This window comes from Ornithinibacillus contaminans (genome assembly GCF_001038425.2).
Lineage (GTDB): Bacteria > Bacillota > Bacilli > Bacillales > Amphibacillaceae > Ornithinibacillus > Ornithinibacillus contaminans.
Window position 1 is genome coordinate 120,873 of record NZ_LDPV02000046.1, and the last position, 17,032, is coordinate 137,904.

A 17,032-nucleotide genomic window follows, 5' to 3' on the forward strand; every position below is an offset into this window, starting at 1 on the left:
ATGAGGGGAGAGAACAACAATTAATCTGGAAAACATCGGAACAAAGATTAAAGAAATTCGCCTGCGAAAAAAGTTAACACAGCAGCAGGTCGCAGATGCTTCAGGGATTTCTAAAAGTATGCTATCGAAAATAGAAAATGGACAATCTGCTTCAGCGATTGCTACTCTTTCCAAGATTAGTGAAACGCTTGAGGTTCCGCTAGCATGGCTGTTAGAGGAACGAGTTGAGCAGGATCTCGTACTATTGCCAAAAGAAAGAAGAACAGCAAAAATAGGCGATGAAAACATGGGCTACTCCTATGAACTGCTCGCCAATCGCTCTAGCTTAACTGGTATAGAACCAACTATTGTTCATGTCACTCCAAAAAACTTAAATATGCGTGAGGAATCCTACACACATTCACAAGATGAGTTTATCTATATATTAGAAGGCTCTATCTATTTAGCTTACGATGGAAAAAAGTATTTGCTTGAAAAAGGTGATAGTGCATGCTTCCAAGGATCTAAGCCTCATTTGTTTATCCCTGTTGACAACAAGGGAGCTCAAGTCTTGACGTTTTTTATTGATAGCCCACTGTAATTCGAATACATAATGCCTAAAGCTTTGTACAATCATGTGCAGGGCTTTTAATTTTTGATACGGAGTTGTAAGTTTTATAGTTTGAAATGTAACCGATTCCATGTTACGATAAAAGACAGAATTTAGGGAAAATAAGGAATTGAATATTGATAATAAACTACTAGTCTACTTTATTGGATACATTCGTAAACTTGATATAGTAATTTGTTATTTTTAGAAGTCCATACAACTACACTACATGTCTTCTTTCTTAGAGATTTATAGTTTGTTTTTTTCTTTTATTAGTCTGACTAGTTTTTCAAATAAAACTGGAGGACTTGAATATATCTTTAAAGGAGGATTTAGTTATGGAGAAGGTAAAAAATAGGTGGTTAATAGCTGCTTCAGCAGTAGGTATTCACCTATCCATTGGTTCAGCATATGCATGGAGCGTATTTACAAATCCAATGATTGAACGATATGGATGGACACAGACACAAGTGTCGACGGCATTTAGTATTGCCATTTTCTTCTTAGGATTTTCGGCTGCATTTATGGGACGATTTGTGGAAAAGGGAGGTCCTAGAAAATCAGGAATGCTCGCTGCACTGTTTTTTGGAGTAGGGGTAGCTGGATCAGGACTCGCAACCGTGATGGAATCATTATTTTTGTTATACCTATTTTACGGAATCATTGGTGGTATCGGTTTAGGGATAGGATACATAGCGCCAGTCTCTACCTTAGTGAAATGGTTCCCAGATCGTCGTGGTTTAGCAACTGGACTTGCTATTATGGGATTTGGTTTTGCTGCGATGATTAGTGGCCCAGCAATTGAAGCATTAATTACTTCGGTAGGAATAGCTAATACATTCTTCATTCTTGGAACCATTTATTTTGTCGTGATGACGGCCTCTGCCCAATATTTGGCACCACCTCCAGAAGGCTGGGCGCCAAAAGGATTTATTGAAAAACAAGAATCCGGCAAGACGAAAATCAAACCTGACTTGTCACAGCTTACTGCAAATGAAGCGGTTAAAACAAGAAGATTCTGGATGCTATGGTTTATGTTATTTATTAATGTAACCTGTGGTATCGCGATACTAGCTGTTGCTTCCCCAATGGCACAGGAAATTACAGGAATGACAGCAGTCGCTGCAGCGGCAATGGTAGGTCTTTTAGGTTTATTCAATGGTGGAGGAAGAATCGGTTGGGCTTCGTTAAGTGATTTTATTGGTCGCCCTAATGTCTACACTGCATTCTTTGTCATCCAAGTAATCGCTTTTGGGTTACTTCCATTTACATCTAACGCGATTTTATTCCAGATATTATTGTTCGCTATCCTTACATGTTATGGCGGAGGATTTGCTTCTATCCCGGCGTATATCGGCGATTTATTTGGAACAAAACAGCTAGGAGCCATCCATGGCTATATATTAACGGCATGGGCGATGGCGGGGGTTGTCGGTCCAATTCTACTATCACTGATTTATGACAATACGAATAGCTATACCTTAACGATGACCATATTCACTGTCATGTTTGTAATTGCACTTGGAATCTCCCTTTGGATCCGAGTTGATATTAAACGCTTACGAGGGCAACAGGACAAAGTAGCAGTGCAACATGCTACTGCAGCAACACAGGAAGCTGAATAAGTAATTAGATAAATAGGGTCTACTCACTACGGTTGAGCTAGACCCTTCATAGCATATTACTTTTTAGGGAGGGATATGTGTTGGGAAACACAAAGCATACTGGTCCTATTAAAATATCGAAGAAACCAGATCCAGCATTATGGGTGAGTAAGGTTCCATTTGGATTAGGGAAAGTAAAGCCACATCATATCCGAGATACAATGAAAGTGGTGTGGGAAAACAAGGATAATCTACCATATGCCACTCGAATATTGACACAAGGAGTTTGTGATGGTTGCGCACTTGGAGTTGCCGGTCTACAAGATCAAACTTTAAAAGGTCCACATGTTTGTACAACTCGATTAAACGTATTACGGCTAAATACAATGAGTGCCATTGACGAGGAAATCCTGCATAGAGATATAGATGAGTTACGAAAAATGAATAGTACCGAGCTTAGAAAACTAGGAAGAATTCCATATCCAATGATGCGAAAACCTGGTGACCGTCGATTTACACGTATTACGTGGGACGATGCCCTTAATACAATCGCAGCAAAAATAAAATCCACAGAGCCGAAGCAAACTGCCTTTTATACAACCTCACGAGGCATTACAAATGAAACTTACTACACATTAGGAAAAGTTGCGCGGTTCCTAGGGGTAAACAATGTAGATAATGCTTCCCGTATTTGCCATTCTCCATCAAAGACCGCATTAAGCCGTTCGGTAGGTGTTGGTGCGTCTACTTGTAATTATAAGGATTGGATTGGGACAGATGTGCTCGTATTCTGGGGTTCTGTCGCAGCTAATAATCAGCCAGTCTCAACAAAGTATATGTATGCAGCAAAACGGAAAGGTACCAAGATTATTGTAATCAATCCATACCATGAGCCAGCGATGGATAGCTACTGGGTACCATCTATACCAGAGTCTGCATTATTTGGAACAAAGATTGCGGATGATTTCTATCAAGTTAATATCGGTGGCGATATTGCCTTTATGCATGGAATTATCAAGCATTGGTTTGAAATGGAAGAACAGGAGCCAGGATCTGCACTGGATCATGAATTTATCAAAGAGCATGTCAATGGCTTAGAGGCATTAAAGGAGAAGGCTACTTCATTCACCTGGGAGCAATTAGAGCAATCATCGGGTATTTCAAAAGAACGAATGCTGGAATTAGCGCTATTATTAGCAAAATCTAACTCTGCTGTATTTGTATGGTCAATGGGACTGACACAGCATCGCTTTGGAACGGATAATATATCACAAGTGGCCAATCTTGCATTATTGCAAGGGTTTCTTGGTAGAGAGCACTGTGGATTAATGCCGATTCGTGGACATTCTGGTGTTCAAGGTTCCTCTGAAATGGGTGCAGATCCATTTTCATTACCTGGTGGGGGAATGGATGAGAAGAATCGTAAACGTGTGGAAGCAATTTGGGGATTTGATATTCCGGAATGGCAAGGGGATATTGTAGGTGTGACACTGGAAAATGCCTTATTACCAGAAGAACATGAACGAAAACTAAAACTCTACTATATGTCTGGGGGTAATTTCCTAGAAACGATGCCAGATCCAGACTTTGTAAAAGGGAGCTTAGAAAATATCGATATTCGTGTTCATCAGGATATTATCCTAAATACATCCACCTTATTAGACGCGAAGGAAGCGGTCATTGTGCTGCCAGCTATGACTAGATATGAGCAGCCTGGTGGAGGTACCTCAACATCTACCGAGAGAATGGTTTATTTTTCACCAGAAATAAAGGGGCCGCGAATTGAAGAGGCACGACCAGAATGGGAAATTTATGTTGACCTTGCAAAACGTGTACACCCAGAAAAGCAAGCATTAATCGATTTTAACGATGCGTATGAGATTCGAGAAGAAATTGCAAAAACAGCCCCGAATTATAATGGTATCCAGCATTTGAAAAAGAAGGGTGAATTATTTCAATGGGGCGGGGCATGGCTTTGTGAGGATGGGGTATGCCCAACACCAGATGGAAAAGGGAATTTAATAACAGTCGAATTACCAGAGCTTCGCAAACCAGAAGGACATTTCTATGTGACAACAAGACGTGGAAAGCAGTTCAATTCGATGATTTATAACGAACAGGATCCGTTTAATGCTGCCGATCGTTATGATGTATTAATGAATGCAGAAGATGGGAAAGAACTGGGTATTCAAGAAGGCGATGCCGTCGTTGTCTTTAATCAGCATGGAAGCTTCACTGGACGTGCGAAGTTTGTACCGGTTCTAGCGGGCAATATTGAGGTCCATTGGCCAGAAGGAAATTCACTTATTCCCAAGGGTGTGTACGAAAGCTTCGCCGGAATTCCAGAGTACAATACAGCAGTAATTGTGGAAAAAGCAGAAACCTATTTTGCCCATAAAGATACAAAATATGTTGAGAAACGTATTGAAGAGCTTGAAATGGAACCACAGTAGAAGGTGACGCGCATGAATGAACAAAAAAATAATGGCTGGGAAATTATTCGTTTTACAGGAGCTAATTCATTAATAGTGGAAGAGGAAATCGCAGAAGAGTTTCCGATTACGATTATGATTAATGGCGAAGAATTTGCAACAATGGTCTGTTCACCAGTTGATCTGGAAGAGTTAATTATAGGATTTCTTGCCTCAGAGGGGATTATACGAGTATATAAAGAGATAAAAAATCTCTCGATTGATTCAAGGTTAGGGTTTGCATATGTTGAGCTTACGAAAGCAATAGACCTTACACAACAGGATCATTCCAAACGATTCATCGGATCGTGCTGTGGAAAAAGTAGACAGTTTTATTTTAAAAGCGATGTGAAAACCGCTAAAACAGTTCGGAGCAACTTAACCATTACAGTTGAACAATGCTATCACTTAATGAAGGAGCTTCAAGAGAGCTCGGATCAATTTAGAAGAACTGGTGGCGTTCACAATGCTGCACTTGCAACTACGGAAGGGTTGCTCGACGTTCGAACGGATATTGGTAGACATAATGCGCTTGATAAAGTGTTTGGCAATATTTTAAAGGAACAAATTCCGTTAGCTGATAAATTAATCGTATTTAGCGGAAGAATTTCTTCAGAAGTGTTATTGAAAATAGCTAAAATTGGTGTCGGTATTTTACTATCTAAATCTGCTCCGACTGATTTGGCTCTTAAACTAGCACATGATTTAGGTATCACGACTATCGGATTTGCGAGAGGTAATAAGATGAATGTGTATACACATCCACAACGAATACTAGAAGCAAACTTCGAGTCTAGTACAACCTAACTGGAAATGATGGGAGCTGTTGTATAGTTGTATAGCTCCCATTATCAAAATAAAAAGGAGGCATACAGGTGATTACTGATAAATTTGGTCGGCCACTTCAGGATTTGAGAATTTCAGTAACGGATCGGTGTAATTTTCGTTGTACCTATTGTATGCCAAAAGAGATTTTTGGAAAGGACTATCCATTTCTACCGAAAAGTCATTTACTCACCTTTGAAGAGATTGAAAGACTTGCAAAAGCCTTTGTTAAGCTTGGGGTGAAAAAAATCCGCCTAACCGGTGGTGAGCCTTTATTACGACGAGACTTACCGGATTTAATTCAGCGACTATCGGTAATTGACGGGTTAGAAGATATTGGACTAACCACAAATGCTACTCTTTTGGAAAAAATGGCACCAGATTTAAAGACTGCTGGTCTTAAGCGCATTAATGTCAGCCTGGATGCGTTAGATAATAGCTTGTTTCAATCGATTAATGATAGCGGAATTAGTACAGAACGCGTATTAAAGGGGATCGAAAAAGCAGTACAGGTCGGTTTACAAGTGAAAGTAAATATGGTTGTAAAAAAAGGGATGAATGAACAGGAAGTACTTCCGATGGCGACATATTTTAAGGACAAAGGAATAACACTTCGCTATATCGAATTTATGGATGTGGGCACAACAAATGGCTGGAACTTTCAAAAGGTCATAACGAAAAAGCAATTATTTGATGAAATATCCAAGCATTTTGAACTAGAAGCAGTTGAGTCCGCCTATATTGGGGAGGTCGCCAAACGCTATCGTTACAAAGGAACAAATACGGAAGTTGGCTTTATTACCTCAGTATCAGAATCGTTTTGTTCAACGTGTACAAGAGCACGAATCGCTGCAGATGGAAAACTATATACCTGTCTTTTTGCTAGTGGAGGATTTGATTTCAAGGAGCTTCTCCGTTCTGGCGTTACGGATGCGGAATTGGAAAAGCAAATTGCTTCAATCTGGAATCAACGTGTCGATCGATATTCGGATGAACGAACAGAAGAATCCGCTAAGGAAAAGGAAAAGATCGAAATGTCCTATATCGGAGGATAAAGACTTAAAGGGATAGTGAGGAAAAAACAATGAGTGATGATCGTTATTCTCGTCAAAGCCTATATCAGCCAATTGGAATAAATGGTCAAGAAAAGATTAAAAACAAACATGTTCTTTTGATAGGCTGTGGTGCGCTAGGAACAGCTAATGCGGAGAGCTTAGTTCGAGCTGGTATTGGTAAATTAACCATAGTGGACCGAGACTATGTAGAAGCGAGCAATCTACAAAGACAGCAGCTTTTCACGGAACAAGATTACTTGGAGCAACTACCAAAGGCAATTGCTGCTAAAGAGAGATTACAGCAAATTAATTCGTCTGTTTCTATAAGCGCCTATGTCATGGACGGAAATAGTAGAAATCTAGCTTCTTTAGTAAAGGAAGCTGATCTTGTCCTAGATGCAACAGATAATTTTGACATACGATTCATTACCAATGATCTAATTCATCAATATGAAGTGCCCTGGATTTTTGGATCTTGTGTCGGAAGTACGGGGATGAGTTATACAATCTTACCTGGCGAAACACCTTGCCTACAATGTATTTTGGAGGCAACACCTGTATCTGGTGCAACGTGTGACGCAGTAGGAATTATTGCCCCAGCGGTTCAAATGGTTGTTGCCCATCAGCAAGCAGAGGCGCTTAAGATTTTGGTGGAGGCTGTTGATGCGGTAAGAACGAAACTCGTTACCTTTGATCTGTGGCATAATCAGTATCAAACAATTGATATGAAGCGAGCAAAAAAGGATACTTGTCCGACTTGTGGTGCAAATCCTAGTTATCCGAATCTATCATACGAGGCTCAAACTAAATTAGAGGTGCTTTGTGGGAGAAATACCGTCCAAATTAGATCAAATAGAATGGTACATCTAGTAGAATTGGCTGAACGTCTTCGAACTATCGGAACGGTGAAACAAAATGAATTCTTACTTTCGCTAGATTACCAGCCTTATCGAGTTGTTATTTTTCGAGATGGTCGTGTACTCATTCATGGTACCGATTCTGCTGAAAAGGCAAAAGCAGTATATTATCAGCTAGTGGGATAGGAGGCAGAAGATATGGTAGAAAGAAGAAGACCAATTCAAGTAGTAGATGCATTAAAGCGTGTCATGGACTTTAAGCGAACGGGAAGTGTTCAATTGGTAGCAATTGAAGATTCCTATGGGCATTTTCTTGGGGGAAATTTAATTGCCGACCATGATGTGCCTTTTTTTGACCGTTCCCCATATGATGGATTTGCAGTTCGCTCGAAGGATACCGAAGAGGCTACAAGAAATAATCCGATAACATTTGAGGTAATTGGTGAAATTGGGGCAGGAAGTGTTTTTACTGAACCTGTTGGGGAAAAACAAGCTGTTCGGATTATGACCGGGGCACAAGTACCTGACGATTGTGATGCTGTTGTGATGCTGGAATTGGCCCATGAACTGGTGGTTGAGGGAGCGCCAATGTTTCAGCTGAAACGACGGATGAAGTCTGGCGAGAATATTTCGTTTACTGGAGAAGACACGAAGAAGGGGACCGTATTGGCGTCGAAGGGAACATTTATTAATCCAGGGATTGTTGCTTTACTTGCAACCTTTGGGTACAAAGAAGTCCCTGTAAGCAGGAAGCCGAGAATAGGAGTCATAGCAACCGGTAGTGAACTGTTAGAGGTGGGTCAAGCCCTTGAACCGGGAAAAATACGTAATAGTAATGCATATATGATTATGGCGCAAATCAAGCGTGCTGGTGGGGAGCCCGTTTATTTAGGACAGTTTAGTGATGATTTGGCTACGTGCTATAGCCAAGTTCTGGCGGCACTTGATAAGGTAGATATCTTAATCACAACTGGTGGTGTATCTGTTGGTGACTATGATTTTTTACCTGCCATTTATGAAACGTTAGGTGCAAACGTCTTGTTTAATAAAATTGCTATGCGTCCAGGAAGTGTTACGACCGTTGCAGAAATTAATGGTCAATTATTATTTGGGCTTTCTGGTAATCCATCTGCTTGTTATGTTGGTTTTGAACTGTTTACGAGGCCAATTATCCGATCGTACTTACATAGTAACTACCCGTGTGTAAAGAGAGAGATTGCCGTTTTAGGTGCAGATTTCAAAAAGGCAAATCCATTTGATCGTTTTGTCCGGGGGCATTTGTCATACGAAAAGGGTAGATTAGTAGCCAACCCAGTTGGGTTAGATAAGTCAAATGTAGTATCTTCCTTAGCAGACGCAGATATTTTAATCCGATTACTTGGTGGAACACGAGGATATGAACAAGGGATGGATGTTGAAGTACTATTACTAGAGGATCAAGAAGGTATGAGCTTTGATAACTTTATCCAGCCAACTGTTAATCCCAAAAGGAGAATTCGGCATGAATAATGATTACTTTGAGATTGTCAACGAGCCAATACAGGTAAATCAAGTCATTGAAAAAGTTATGCGCAGGGAAGCTGGAGCAGTAACTACATTTCTTGGAACCGTTCGGGAATGGACAAATGGGAAACGGACGATCTACCTAGAGTATCAAGCATATAAACCGATGGCGGTAAAAATGCTAACGAAAATCGGAAAGGAAATAAATGAGAAGTGGGAGAATACACAGGTCGCGATTACACACCGGATAGGTCGATTAGAAATATCAGATATAGCCGTAGTCATTGCTGTATCTTCGCCACATCGTAAAGCAGCTTATAAAGCAAATGAGTATGCAATTGAGCGGATTAAACAGCTGGTGCCGATTTGGAAAAAAGAACATTGGGAGAACGGTGAAACATGGATTGGTGACCAAGTAGAAAAAAATGCCTATCCAATAGGGGAGCCGTATGGACTGGTGAAAGGGGAAGAACGATGATTACAGTACTACTATTTGCCCAACTTCAAGAACAAGCAGGGAAAGAAAAAATTATTGTAGAAGCGGATGATTTAAAAGTATCGGAGTTAAAAGCACTTTTGGAATCATCCTACAAACTGAGTCAGCTTGATCATGTGATGACCGCTATAAATGAGGAATATGCTTTACCTACGGATAACATTTTTGCAGGTGATACCGTTGCATTAATCCCTCCAGTAAGTGGTGGTTAACAATGCAGATTTTACAGGTGGTTGGCTATAAAAATAGTGGGAAGACTACCATTTCTGAGTCGATTATAAGCTATTTTACAGGTAAGGGAATAAAAGTAGGCTCGTTAAAAAATCATGGTCATGGTGGTACACCTCAAGGATTTGAAGCTACGGATAGTGAACGTCACCGACAAGCTGGGGCAGTAATTGCAGGTGTTAAAGGAGATCAGGTATTTCAATTAACACAAACGAATGAATGGAAGCTAGCGGATATGCTAGTGATGTATCAGTATCTTGGTGTCGAACTGTTACTACTTGAGGGATTTAAACGGTTAGATTATCCAAAGATAGTCCTGGTAAAAACAGCAGAGGATGTCCACCTGTTAAACGATCTGACGAATATTATTGGCATTGTGAAGCAGGCCTCTGTATCGATACGAGAAGTAGAGATTCCTATTTTTGATCGTACTAATCAGAAAAAAATTTGTCGTTGGTTGTATCACCAATATGGAGAGTGGGAACAAGCATGAAGGAATCGATTGCTGGAATCATACTAGCCGGTGGACAGTCAAGGAGATTTGGTTCCCCTAAAGCATTCGTAGAAAAAGATGGAACACCATTTTTTCACTATTCGATTCATGCAATGAGCGGTAGTGTGGATTCCATTATTATAGTAGCAAGATCTGAACTCATCTCAAGATTTAAGGGAGTCGATTTGAATATCGAACTTATTTCTGATCTTCCAGAAATAGCAGGAATGGGTCCGCTAGCGGGTATTTATTCTGGGATGGATAAAGAAGTGGCAGATTGGTATTTGATTGCACCAATTGATGTTCCGTTTATTGAGTCATGGGTGTTTGAAAAATTGATACAATATACCAATCAAGACACAGATGCAATAGTTCCGATGGTAAACGGAAAGATGCAGCCATTGATTTCTGTTTTTCGTAATTCCATTAAAGAAAAAATTAAAAGACAACTAGAGGTAAAAGAGCTTTCTATGAAACAACTATTTGAGAAATGCCAAGTAACGTATGTAGAAATAGATAGTGACAGACCGTTTATTAATATTAATCAGATTGAAGATTACAAGCGGTATATTAACTAGAAACGGTACAATCAAGGAGGGGATGACATGCTTGTAGAGCATCGAAAGAATTCCGCTAGGTCTGTTTCATGTGGTGTGATAACGGTGAGTGATACGAGAACAATAGAGACTGATAAGAGTGGACAGCTCATGATGGAAATGCTTCAGGGAGCGGATCATGAAATAAGGGAATATACGATTGTGCCTGATATTCAAAGTGATATTCAGACAGCTGTAACTGCATTTACTACGAATCAAGAAATTGAAGCAGTTATCATAAATGGTGGCACCGGAATAGCGAAACGGGATATAACAATCGAAGCAATTCAGCCATTATTCACAAAAGAAATTTCAGGCTTTGGTGAGCTCTTTCGTATGCTCAGTTATCAGTTTGATATCGGACCTGCAAGTATGTTGTCGCGAGCAATTGCTGGGATCATTAACGAGCGCGTTGTTTTTGCCACTCCTGGTTCCAAAAAGGCTGTTCAGCTTGCGATGGAAAAGTTAATCCTTCCAGAGTTAGGACATGCAGTAAGCGAAGTAACGAAGGACCTCCGTAAGGGAAATGGGTGAGATACCTTGCGAAAGAGACTAGTGTTGGTATGGATAATTCTAATGCTTGCTGGTTGTAATGGTAAAACAGGTGAAGTGAATATTACCATTTCAGCAGCGTCTAGTATGATGGACAGTCTATGGGAAGTGAAAGAGAAATTTGAGAAAACCAATCCAGATATCCATATTTATTATAATTTTGGTGGTTCTGGCAGTTTAAGAAGGCAAATCGATCAGGGGGCACCGATTGATTTATTTATTTCTGCGTCGAAGAAAGAGTATACGAACTTATTAGAATCGAAGAAAGCATTAGATGGAGATGCATTTCTTGCTAATACATTAGTAGTGGTTACGCCAAAGGATAGTACGAATAGTACCATTGAAGAGCTGACGTTATCGAATGGAAAACTCGCCATAGGTACTCCGGGAGCTGTCCCAGCTGGAACCTATGCGAAAGAAGCATTGGAGAACATGGGGATATGGGAAGAATTTGCAGGTCGTACCGTTTATGCAAAGGATGCACGCCATGTGTTGACGCTTGTTGCTGAGGGGAGCGTTCAAGCAGGGATTGTCTATGCAAGTGATGTTTTGAAAACAGACGATGTCAAAATAGCAGTAGAGATTGATCCACAGTACCATCGACCAATTGAATATATTTTGATGAAAATAGAGAGACATAATCGAATCAATCAACAAGAACAACAAGCTATTAATCAATTTTATAATTTTTTATTAACGGATTCGAATCTAGATCTCTTTGAAAAATATGGATTTATCGTTGTTGCAAAAGAAAAGTTGGTGAATGACTAATGGAATTTTCCTGGTTGCCTGTAAAATTATCGATATATGTATCGGTAGTTGCTACAGTCATTACATTTTTTATTGGTGTCTTTATTTCGTATTGGATGGTTCGTAAAAAGGTAAAAGGGAAAGCACTGATAGAGACAATTTTGTTTCTTCCGCTTGTATTACCACCATCGGTAATTGGATTTATATTAATTATAGTTTTTGGTAGTAATAGTGTGATTGGACAAGCTATTCAAATGGTAACAGGAGAAAGTATTATTTTTACAGTTACAGCAGCGGTTATTGCTGCCATTGTCGTAGCTTTGCCACTTATGTACCAATCGATTAAAACAGGCTTTCAATCGGTTGATTCCAATATAATTGGTGCGGCAAAGGTTGACGGTGCAGGAGATATGAGAGTCCTATGGCGGATTATAATTCCAGTTTCGTCAAAAGCTATCATCGCCGGCGTTATTTTAAGTTTTACACGAGCATTTGGGGAATTTGGTGCCACATTGATGTTTGCGGGAAATATTCCTGGCCAGACGCAAACCATTCCTACAGCAATTTATTTAAGCATTGAATCTGGTCAAACCCAGATTGCCTGGTACTATGTTCTAATTAGTATTGCTTTTTCGTTTATGTTGCTTTTTAGTATTAATCGTAAATAAAGATTACGCATTAGGATTACGTTTGTAATCGCCACTTTTTCCGCCACTTTTTTCTACTAAAAATGTTGCACCAATCGTCATGCTTTTATCAACAGCCTTACACATATCATAAATCGTTAAGGCTGTGATAGAAGCGGCTGTTAAAGCTTCCATTTCTACCCCAGTGCTGCCAATAGTTTTTACTTCGGTCTGAATGATTAATTTTACGGTTTTATCTACTTCCGTTTCCCATTCAAACGTTATATTCACGCCACTAATGGGAATTGGGTGGCACATTGGAATAAGGGAGGATGTTTGCTTTGCTGCCATAATTCCCGCTACCTGAGCCACCGATAGTACATCACCTTTTTTAATTTTTTGCTGGCGGATTGCATTATATACTTGTTCACTCATCTCGACACTTGTACGAGCAACAGCCGTCCTTACACTAGTCTGTTTATCGGAAATATCTACCATTTTTGCGCGTCCATCTTCATTGAAATGTGTTAGCATTATCTCGCCTCCTAGTCTGTATTATACTCGGATTTTTGAGTACAAAATTTTCAAATAGTTAATAATAGTGTACCATAAAATGGTATGACTATATTCATTAGAAAATCAGTTAAATGTGTGATTACATATAGCAATCAGAATAAGAACAGGGGGGATTAAAGTTGCCATCTATACATAAAGAGGAAATTCCAAAAGAGCTACTGGATTATATTGGTCCAGTTCAACAAATTACCTATCCAAGTCAAGGGTGCACATCAAGAGTTGCCATTTTAGAAAGTAAGCATGCAAGCTATATAGTGAAGCATGCGACGGGTGAACAATTTGCTAACTGGTTAAAGAAGGAAGCAATGATATTAACGATTTTAATGAAAACTTCCATAGCTGCACCTGAGATTTTTAAATTGGTATACTCTGAGGAAAATCAAGATTGTTGGGTTTTGATGGAATATATAGAAGGAATGACATTGAGAAAAGCTTTAACTGCTAGTACAAACGAAGCAGAAAGACTAGACCTACTCTATCAGTTTGGAAAAATATTACGGAAGCTTCACAATACTCCTTGTCCAGATGAATTAATAACGGAACAGTCTTGGTTGAATGTCATGCTTGAGGATGCGGAAAATAATTTGCGTCATTATAATGTCGATGGGTCGGAAGAATTGCTTCATGAGCTTCAACGAAAACGCCCTAAGGAACAAAAGCAGACTTTAATCCATGGCGATTTTACAATTGATAATGTAATGGTTCACAATGGAAAAGTTACAACGATAATTGATTGGAGTGGGGGAGCGTTTGGTGACCCTAGATATGATGTGTCACTTGCAATACGTCCAAAACCTAATGCATTTGAAAAGGATACAGATAAAGCAGTTTTCTTTAAAGGATATGGGGAGCAGCTTGTAAGTGATGAAGAGTATTGGTACTTTGCAGAGGGATTGTATGAGTTTTTCTAGTTAAAATCTACTTTAAGAATAACGACGATTAGTGAAACTTTTATATGCTATTGACGTAATAATAGTTAGGCACTTATCTTATCTGGTATGATGAACGTAGGTAAAATTGCCTGTCATATTATATCTAGGAGGAACAGCATTGGATTCTACAGTATTTGAAAATAAACCTACCAAAAAACGGCCAGCTTTATCAAAAGGAAAATCGATTTTCCTTCTTGTTTTAGTTGCCTTATTGGTTATTGGATTCTCATCCATTAGTTTTTTTACCGATTTTATCTGGATGGATACACTTGGGTTTCGTAGTGTATTTACATCTATTCTAAGTAGTAAATTATTATTAGCAGCAATTGGATTTGTTCTATTTTTTGTCCTAACACTTATTTCATTTCTATGGATCCGTAATGCTTATGTAAGTTTTTTAAGCGAGGGACAGTTACCGACTTTCATATTGGAGAAGCGGAAAGGTAACCTTATTATCATAGCCTTATCAATTTTTATAGGGTTAGTTGGAAGTGCCCTTGTCCAAGGAATTGGTTGGGAGCCATTATTAAAGTTTTTAAACCAGGCATCTTTCGGTGTGGAAGATCCGTATTTTAATTTGGATATTTCCTTCTACATGTTTACATTACCATTATTAAAAATAGTCTTAAATCTATTATTAGGATTAGCCGTGTTTTATTTTCTTATCGAGGCAGGACTATATTCTGTATTCGGAATGTATCGTAAAAGTAGAAAAGCACAAATGCATTTGGGGATTACGTTAGGTTTCGTCGGGTTGTTACTGGCAGGCTTACATATACTTGCCCCATATGAAACCTTGCTAACAAACCAAGTTAATATGTTTCAAGAAAGTGCCGTTTATGGACTTAGCTACACTGATAATTTGATTAACATTCCAAAAGCCTATATATTAGCTGCTGTAGCAATAATCGGAGCGATTTGGATGATTATTGCGATGAATCGAGGAAAAATCGTTTCCATGGCAATTCCAGTAGTTGTGTATGTAGTCATTGTTGTTTTAGGACAGCTATCGAGTGTGGTTGTTCAAAGTTTTGTAGTGTCTCCGAATGAGTTTTCAAAAGAAGAACCGTATTTGGCGCATAATTTGGAGTTCACGAAGATTGCTTATGACATTGCTGACATAGTAGAGGAAGAGCATCCAGCGAATAACTCATTAGATGGTGCAATGGTTGAGCGAAATTCAAAGACATTAGAAAATGTGCGCATTAACGATGTTACACCGTTACAAGCCGTATACGATCAAACACAAACGATACGGACATACTATTCATTTAACGATGTGGATATAGACCGTTATATGGTTGATGGTGAATATGAACAAGTATTTACAAGTGCGAGGGAATTAACAACTAAGGATTTACCTGACCAAGCCAAAACGTGGGAAAATCAGAACCTACGCTATACGCACGGCTATGGTATCGTTATGAGTCATGTAAATCAAGTAACACCTCAGGGGCAGCCAAAGTATATGTTAAATAATTTGCCTCCACAAGGTGTTGTTGATATTACCAAACCACAAATATATTTTGGCGAAGAAGAGTATGATGAGGTTATCGTCAAAAGCAAAAAAGAAGAATTCGATTATCCGCAAGGTAGTGAAAATGTAACATCTCAGTACGAAGCGGAAGCAGGTATACCAATGAATGGGTTGAATCGCTTCTTATTTGCAATTGACACGATGAACTTCCGTATGCTAGTGTCTGATCAAATTACAGAGGATAGTTTGTTCCTTCAAACACGTAATATCGTAGAACGTGTGAATCGAATTGCACCATTTTTTACGTATGATGCAGATCCATTCATTTTTGTACGTGAGGATGGTAGCTTAGCCTGGATGATGGATGCTTACTTAACGGAAGAGCATTATCCATATTCAGAACCATATGGAAATGACGGTAAGAACTATATCCGTAACTCTGTAAAAGTAGTAATTGATGCCTATACAGGTGAAGTTAATTTTTATGTTGTTGATCCTGACGATCCGTTAATCCAAACCTACCAGAATATGTTCCCAGAATTATTGACGGAAGATATTCCAGAGGATATCCAAATGCATTTCCGTTATCCAGAGTTATTGTTTACAATTCAAACATCTATGTATGGAACCTATCATATGTCTAATCTAGAAGTATTCTATAATCGTGAAGATGTTTGGGAATTTCCTACAGAGAAATATTATAATGAAGATATTGTAATGGAACCATATTATGTAACAATGAAGTTACCGGAATACGATCAAGAAGAGTTTATTCTTATGCAACCATTTACACCTAGAAATAGACAAAACATGATTTCGTGGATGGGTGTGCGAAATGATGGTGAGCATTATGGTGAGATGCTCGTCTACCGTTTTCCAAAGCAGAAAAACGTTTATGGACCACAACAAATTGAAAACCGTATTAATCAAGATAGCGTGATATCGCAGCAATTAAATCTTTGGTCACAGGGTGGATCGGAAGTCATAAGAGGTAATCTATTGGCAATCCCAATTGAAGATACTATTCTTTATGTAGAACCAATCTATATTGAATCGTCTAATGAAACATCACTTCCAGAAGTTAAGCAGGTTGTCCTTGCATATGGTGACTATATTGTAATGGAAGAAAATTTCGAGGTGGCATTGGATAGATTACTTCAAACGATTGATCCAGATTATGAAACAAATGAAGATTCAACTGATGAAACAGATGAAACTGAGCAGGATAACACACCAATTTCTAATGCAGAAGCATTATTAACAGAAGTGTCCGAGCTATTTGACTCCTATCAAGCTGCACTTTCAGAAGGGAACTGGCAACAAGCAGCAGAGATAATGACAGAAATGGAAGCTTTACTTGAAGAAATTGAATAACTAACAAAAAGGGTGATTTCTATGTGCG

17 protein-coding genes are annotated in these 17,032 nt (G+C 39.0%); 16 read left to right on the forward strand and 1 reads right to left on the reverse strand.

The window, feature by feature from the left end; all coding sequences use genetic code 11:
* Positions 1-46: 46 nt before the first annotated feature.
* The 14 genes from JF53_RS11885 to modB all read left to right on the forward strand — a co-directional run bounded on the left by JF53_RS11885 (position 47) and on the right by modB (position 12,687).
* The gene (locus JF53_RS11885; protein ID WP_269083302.1) at positions 47-580 is read left to right on the forward strand and encodes a helix-turn-helix domain-containing protein; all 534 of its coding nucleotides are present in this window, start codon (positions 47-49) and stop codon (positions 578-580) included.
* A 347-nt stretch (positions 581-927) separates the two neighbouring features.
* Complete coding sequence (locus tag JF53_RS11890; RefSeq protein WP_047982235.1) at positions 928-2,214, forward strand: L-lactate MFS transporter; 1,287 nt, start codon at positions 928-930, stop codon at positions 2,212-2,214.
* An 80-nt stretch (positions 2,215-2,294) separates the two neighbouring features.
* A complete protein-coding gene (locus tag JF53_RS11895) occupies positions 2,295-4,646 on the forward strand; it encodes an FdhF/YdeP family oxidoreductase (RefSeq protein WP_047982234.1) in 2,352 nt (783 codons plus the stop codon).
* Positions 4,647-4,658: 12 nt separating this feature from the next.
* Complete coding sequence (gene fdhD, locus JF53_RS11900; protein WP_047982233.1) at positions 4,659-5,471, forward strand: formate dehydrogenase accessory sulfurtransferase FdhD; 813 nt, start codon at positions 4,659-4,661, stop codon at positions 5,469-5,471.
* Positions 5,472-5,539: 68 nt separating this feature from the next.
* Positions 5,540-6,544 carry a GTP 3',8-cyclase MoaA gene (gene moaA, locus JF53_RS11905; protein WP_407944461.1) on the forward strand — a complete coding sequence of 335 codons (1,005 nt, stop codon included), beginning with the start codon at positions 5,540-5,542 and terminating at the stop codon, positions 6,542-6,544.
* A gap of 29 nt (positions 6,545-6,573) precedes the next feature.
* A complete protein-coding gene (locus JF53_RS11910) occupies positions 6,574-7,587 on the forward strand; it encodes a MoeB/ThiF family adenylyltransferase (protein ID WP_047982231.1) in 1,014 nt (337 codons plus the stop codon).
* 12 nt (positions 7,588-7,599) lie between these two features.
* Positions 7,600-8,910 (forward strand): molybdopterin molybdotransferase MoeA, encoded by a 1,311-nt coding sequence (locus tag JF53_RS11915; protein WP_047982230.1) that lies wholly within the window; start codon positions 7,600-7,602, stop codon positions 8,908-8,910.
* A complete protein-coding gene (locus tag JF53_RS11920) occupies positions 8,903-9,382 on the forward strand; it encodes a molybdenum cofactor biosynthesis protein MoaE (protein ID WP_047982229.1) in 480 nt (159 codons plus the stop codon). The genes JF53_RS11915 and JF53_RS11920 overlap by 8 nt, the downstream gene beginning before the upstream one ends.
* Positions 9,379-9,612: a MoaD/ThiS family protein gene (locus JF53_RS11925; RefSeq protein WP_047982228.1), complete on the forward strand. Its 234-nt coding sequence runs from the start codon at positions 9,379-9,381 to the stop codon at positions 9,610-9,612. The genes JF53_RS11920 and JF53_RS11925 overlap by 4 nt, the downstream gene beginning before the upstream one ends.
* Positions 9,613-9,614: 2 nt before the next feature.
* The gene (gene mobB / locus JF53_RS11930) at positions 9,615-10,121 is read left to right on the forward strand and encodes a molybdopterin-guanine dinucleotide biosynthesis protein B (protein ID WP_047982227.1); all 507 of its coding nucleotides are present in this window, start codon (positions 9,615-9,617) and stop codon (positions 10,119-10,121) included.
* Positions 10,118-10,699, forward strand: coding sequence for a molybdenum cofactor guanylyltransferase (gene mobA, locus JF53_RS11935; RefSeq protein WP_047982226.1), 582 nt, complete (start codon positions 10,118-10,120; stop codon positions 10,697-10,699). Before mobB ends, mobA begins: the two co-directional genes overlap by 4 nt.
* A gap of 27 nt (positions 10,700-10,726) precedes the next feature.
* Positions 10,727-11,251 (forward strand): MogA/MoaB family molybdenum cofactor biosynthesis protein, encoded by a 525-nt coding sequence (locus JF53_RS11940; RefSeq protein ID WP_047982225.1) that lies wholly within the window; start codon positions 10,727-10,729, stop codon positions 11,249-11,251.
* A gap of 6 nt (positions 11,252-11,257) precedes the next feature.
* Entirely contained in the window at positions 11,258-12,040 is a 783-nt protein-coding gene (gene modA, locus JF53_RS11945) for a molybdate ABC transporter substrate-binding protein (protein ID WP_157052506.1), read from the forward strand.
* Positions 12,040-12,687 (forward strand): molybdate ABC transporter permease subunit, encoded by a 648-nt coding sequence (gene modB, locus JF53_RS11950; protein WP_047982224.1) that lies wholly within the window; start codon positions 12,040-12,042, stop codon positions 12,685-12,687. The genes modA and modB overlap by 1 nt, the downstream gene beginning before the upstream one ends.
* A gap of 3 nt (positions 12,688-12,690) precedes the next feature.
* On the opposite strand, the gene moaC is transcribed toward modB, so the two are convergent.
* On the reverse strand, positions 12,691-13,179 hold the full coding sequence (gene moaC / locus JF53_RS11955) for a cyclic pyranopterin monophosphate synthase MoaC (RefSeq protein WP_047982223.1): 489 nt from the start codon (positions 13,177-13,179) through the stop codon (positions 12,691-12,693).
* A gap of 161 nt (positions 13,180-13,340) precedes the next feature.
* On the opposite strand from moaC, the gene JF53_RS11960 reads away from it, so the two are divergent.
* Entirely contained in the window at positions 13,341-14,132 is a 792-nt protein-coding gene (locus tag JF53_RS11960; protein ID WP_047982222.1) for a phosphotransferase family protein, read from the forward strand.
* Between the two features lie 139 nt (positions 14,133-14,271).
* Positions 14,272-17,004: a UPF0182 family membrane protein gene (locus tag JF53_RS11965; protein WP_047982221.1), complete on the forward strand. Its 2,733-nt coding sequence runs from the start codon at positions 14,272-14,274 to the stop codon at positions 17,002-17,004.
* Positions 17,005-17,032: the final 28 nt, after the last annotated feature.

Bases quoted from the DNA above. Each gene is read 5' to 3' on its own strand.
- JF53_RS11890 (WP_047982235.1), top strand. From the start codon at position 928: ATGGAGAAGGTAAAAAATAGGTGGTTAATAGCTGCTTCAGCAGTAGGT.
- fdhD (WP_047982233.1), top strand. From the start codon at position 4,659: ATGAATGAACAAAAAAATAATGGCTGGGAAATTATTCGTTTTACAGGA.
- JF53_RS11910 (WP_047982231.1), top strand. From the start codon at position 6,574: ATGAGTGATGATCGTTATTCTCGTCAAAGCCTATATCAGCCAATTGGA.
- JF53_RS11915 (WP_047982230.1), top strand. From the start codon at position 7,600: ATGGTAGAAAGAAGAAGACCAATTCAAGTAGTAGATGCATTAAAGCGT.
- JF53_RS11920 (WP_047982229.1), top strand. From the start codon at position 8,903: ATGAATAATGATTACTTTGAGATTGTCAACGAGCCAATACAGGTAAAT.
- JF53_RS11925 (WP_047982228.1), top strand. From the start codon at position 9,379: ATGATTACAGTACTACTATTTGCCCAACTTCAAGAACAAGCAGGGAAA.
- mobB (WP_047982227.1), top strand. From the start codon at position 9,615: ATGCAGATTTTACAGGTGGTTGGCTATAAAAATAGTGGGAAGACTACC.
- mobA (WP_047982226.1), top strand. From the start codon at position 10,118: ATGAAGGAATCGATTGCTGGAATCATACTAGCCGGTGGACAGTCAAGG.
- JF53_RS11940 (WP_047982225.1), top strand. From the start codon at position 10,727: ATGCTTGTAGAGCATCGAAAGAATTCCGCTAGGTCTGTTTCATGTGGT.
- modB (WP_047982224.1), top strand. From the start codon at position 12,040: ATGGAATTTTCCTGGTTGCCTGTAAAATTATCGATATATGTATCGGTA.
- moaC (WP_047982223.1), bottom strand. From the start codon at position 13,179: ATGCTAACACATTTCAATGAAGATGGACGCGCAAAAATGGTAGATATT.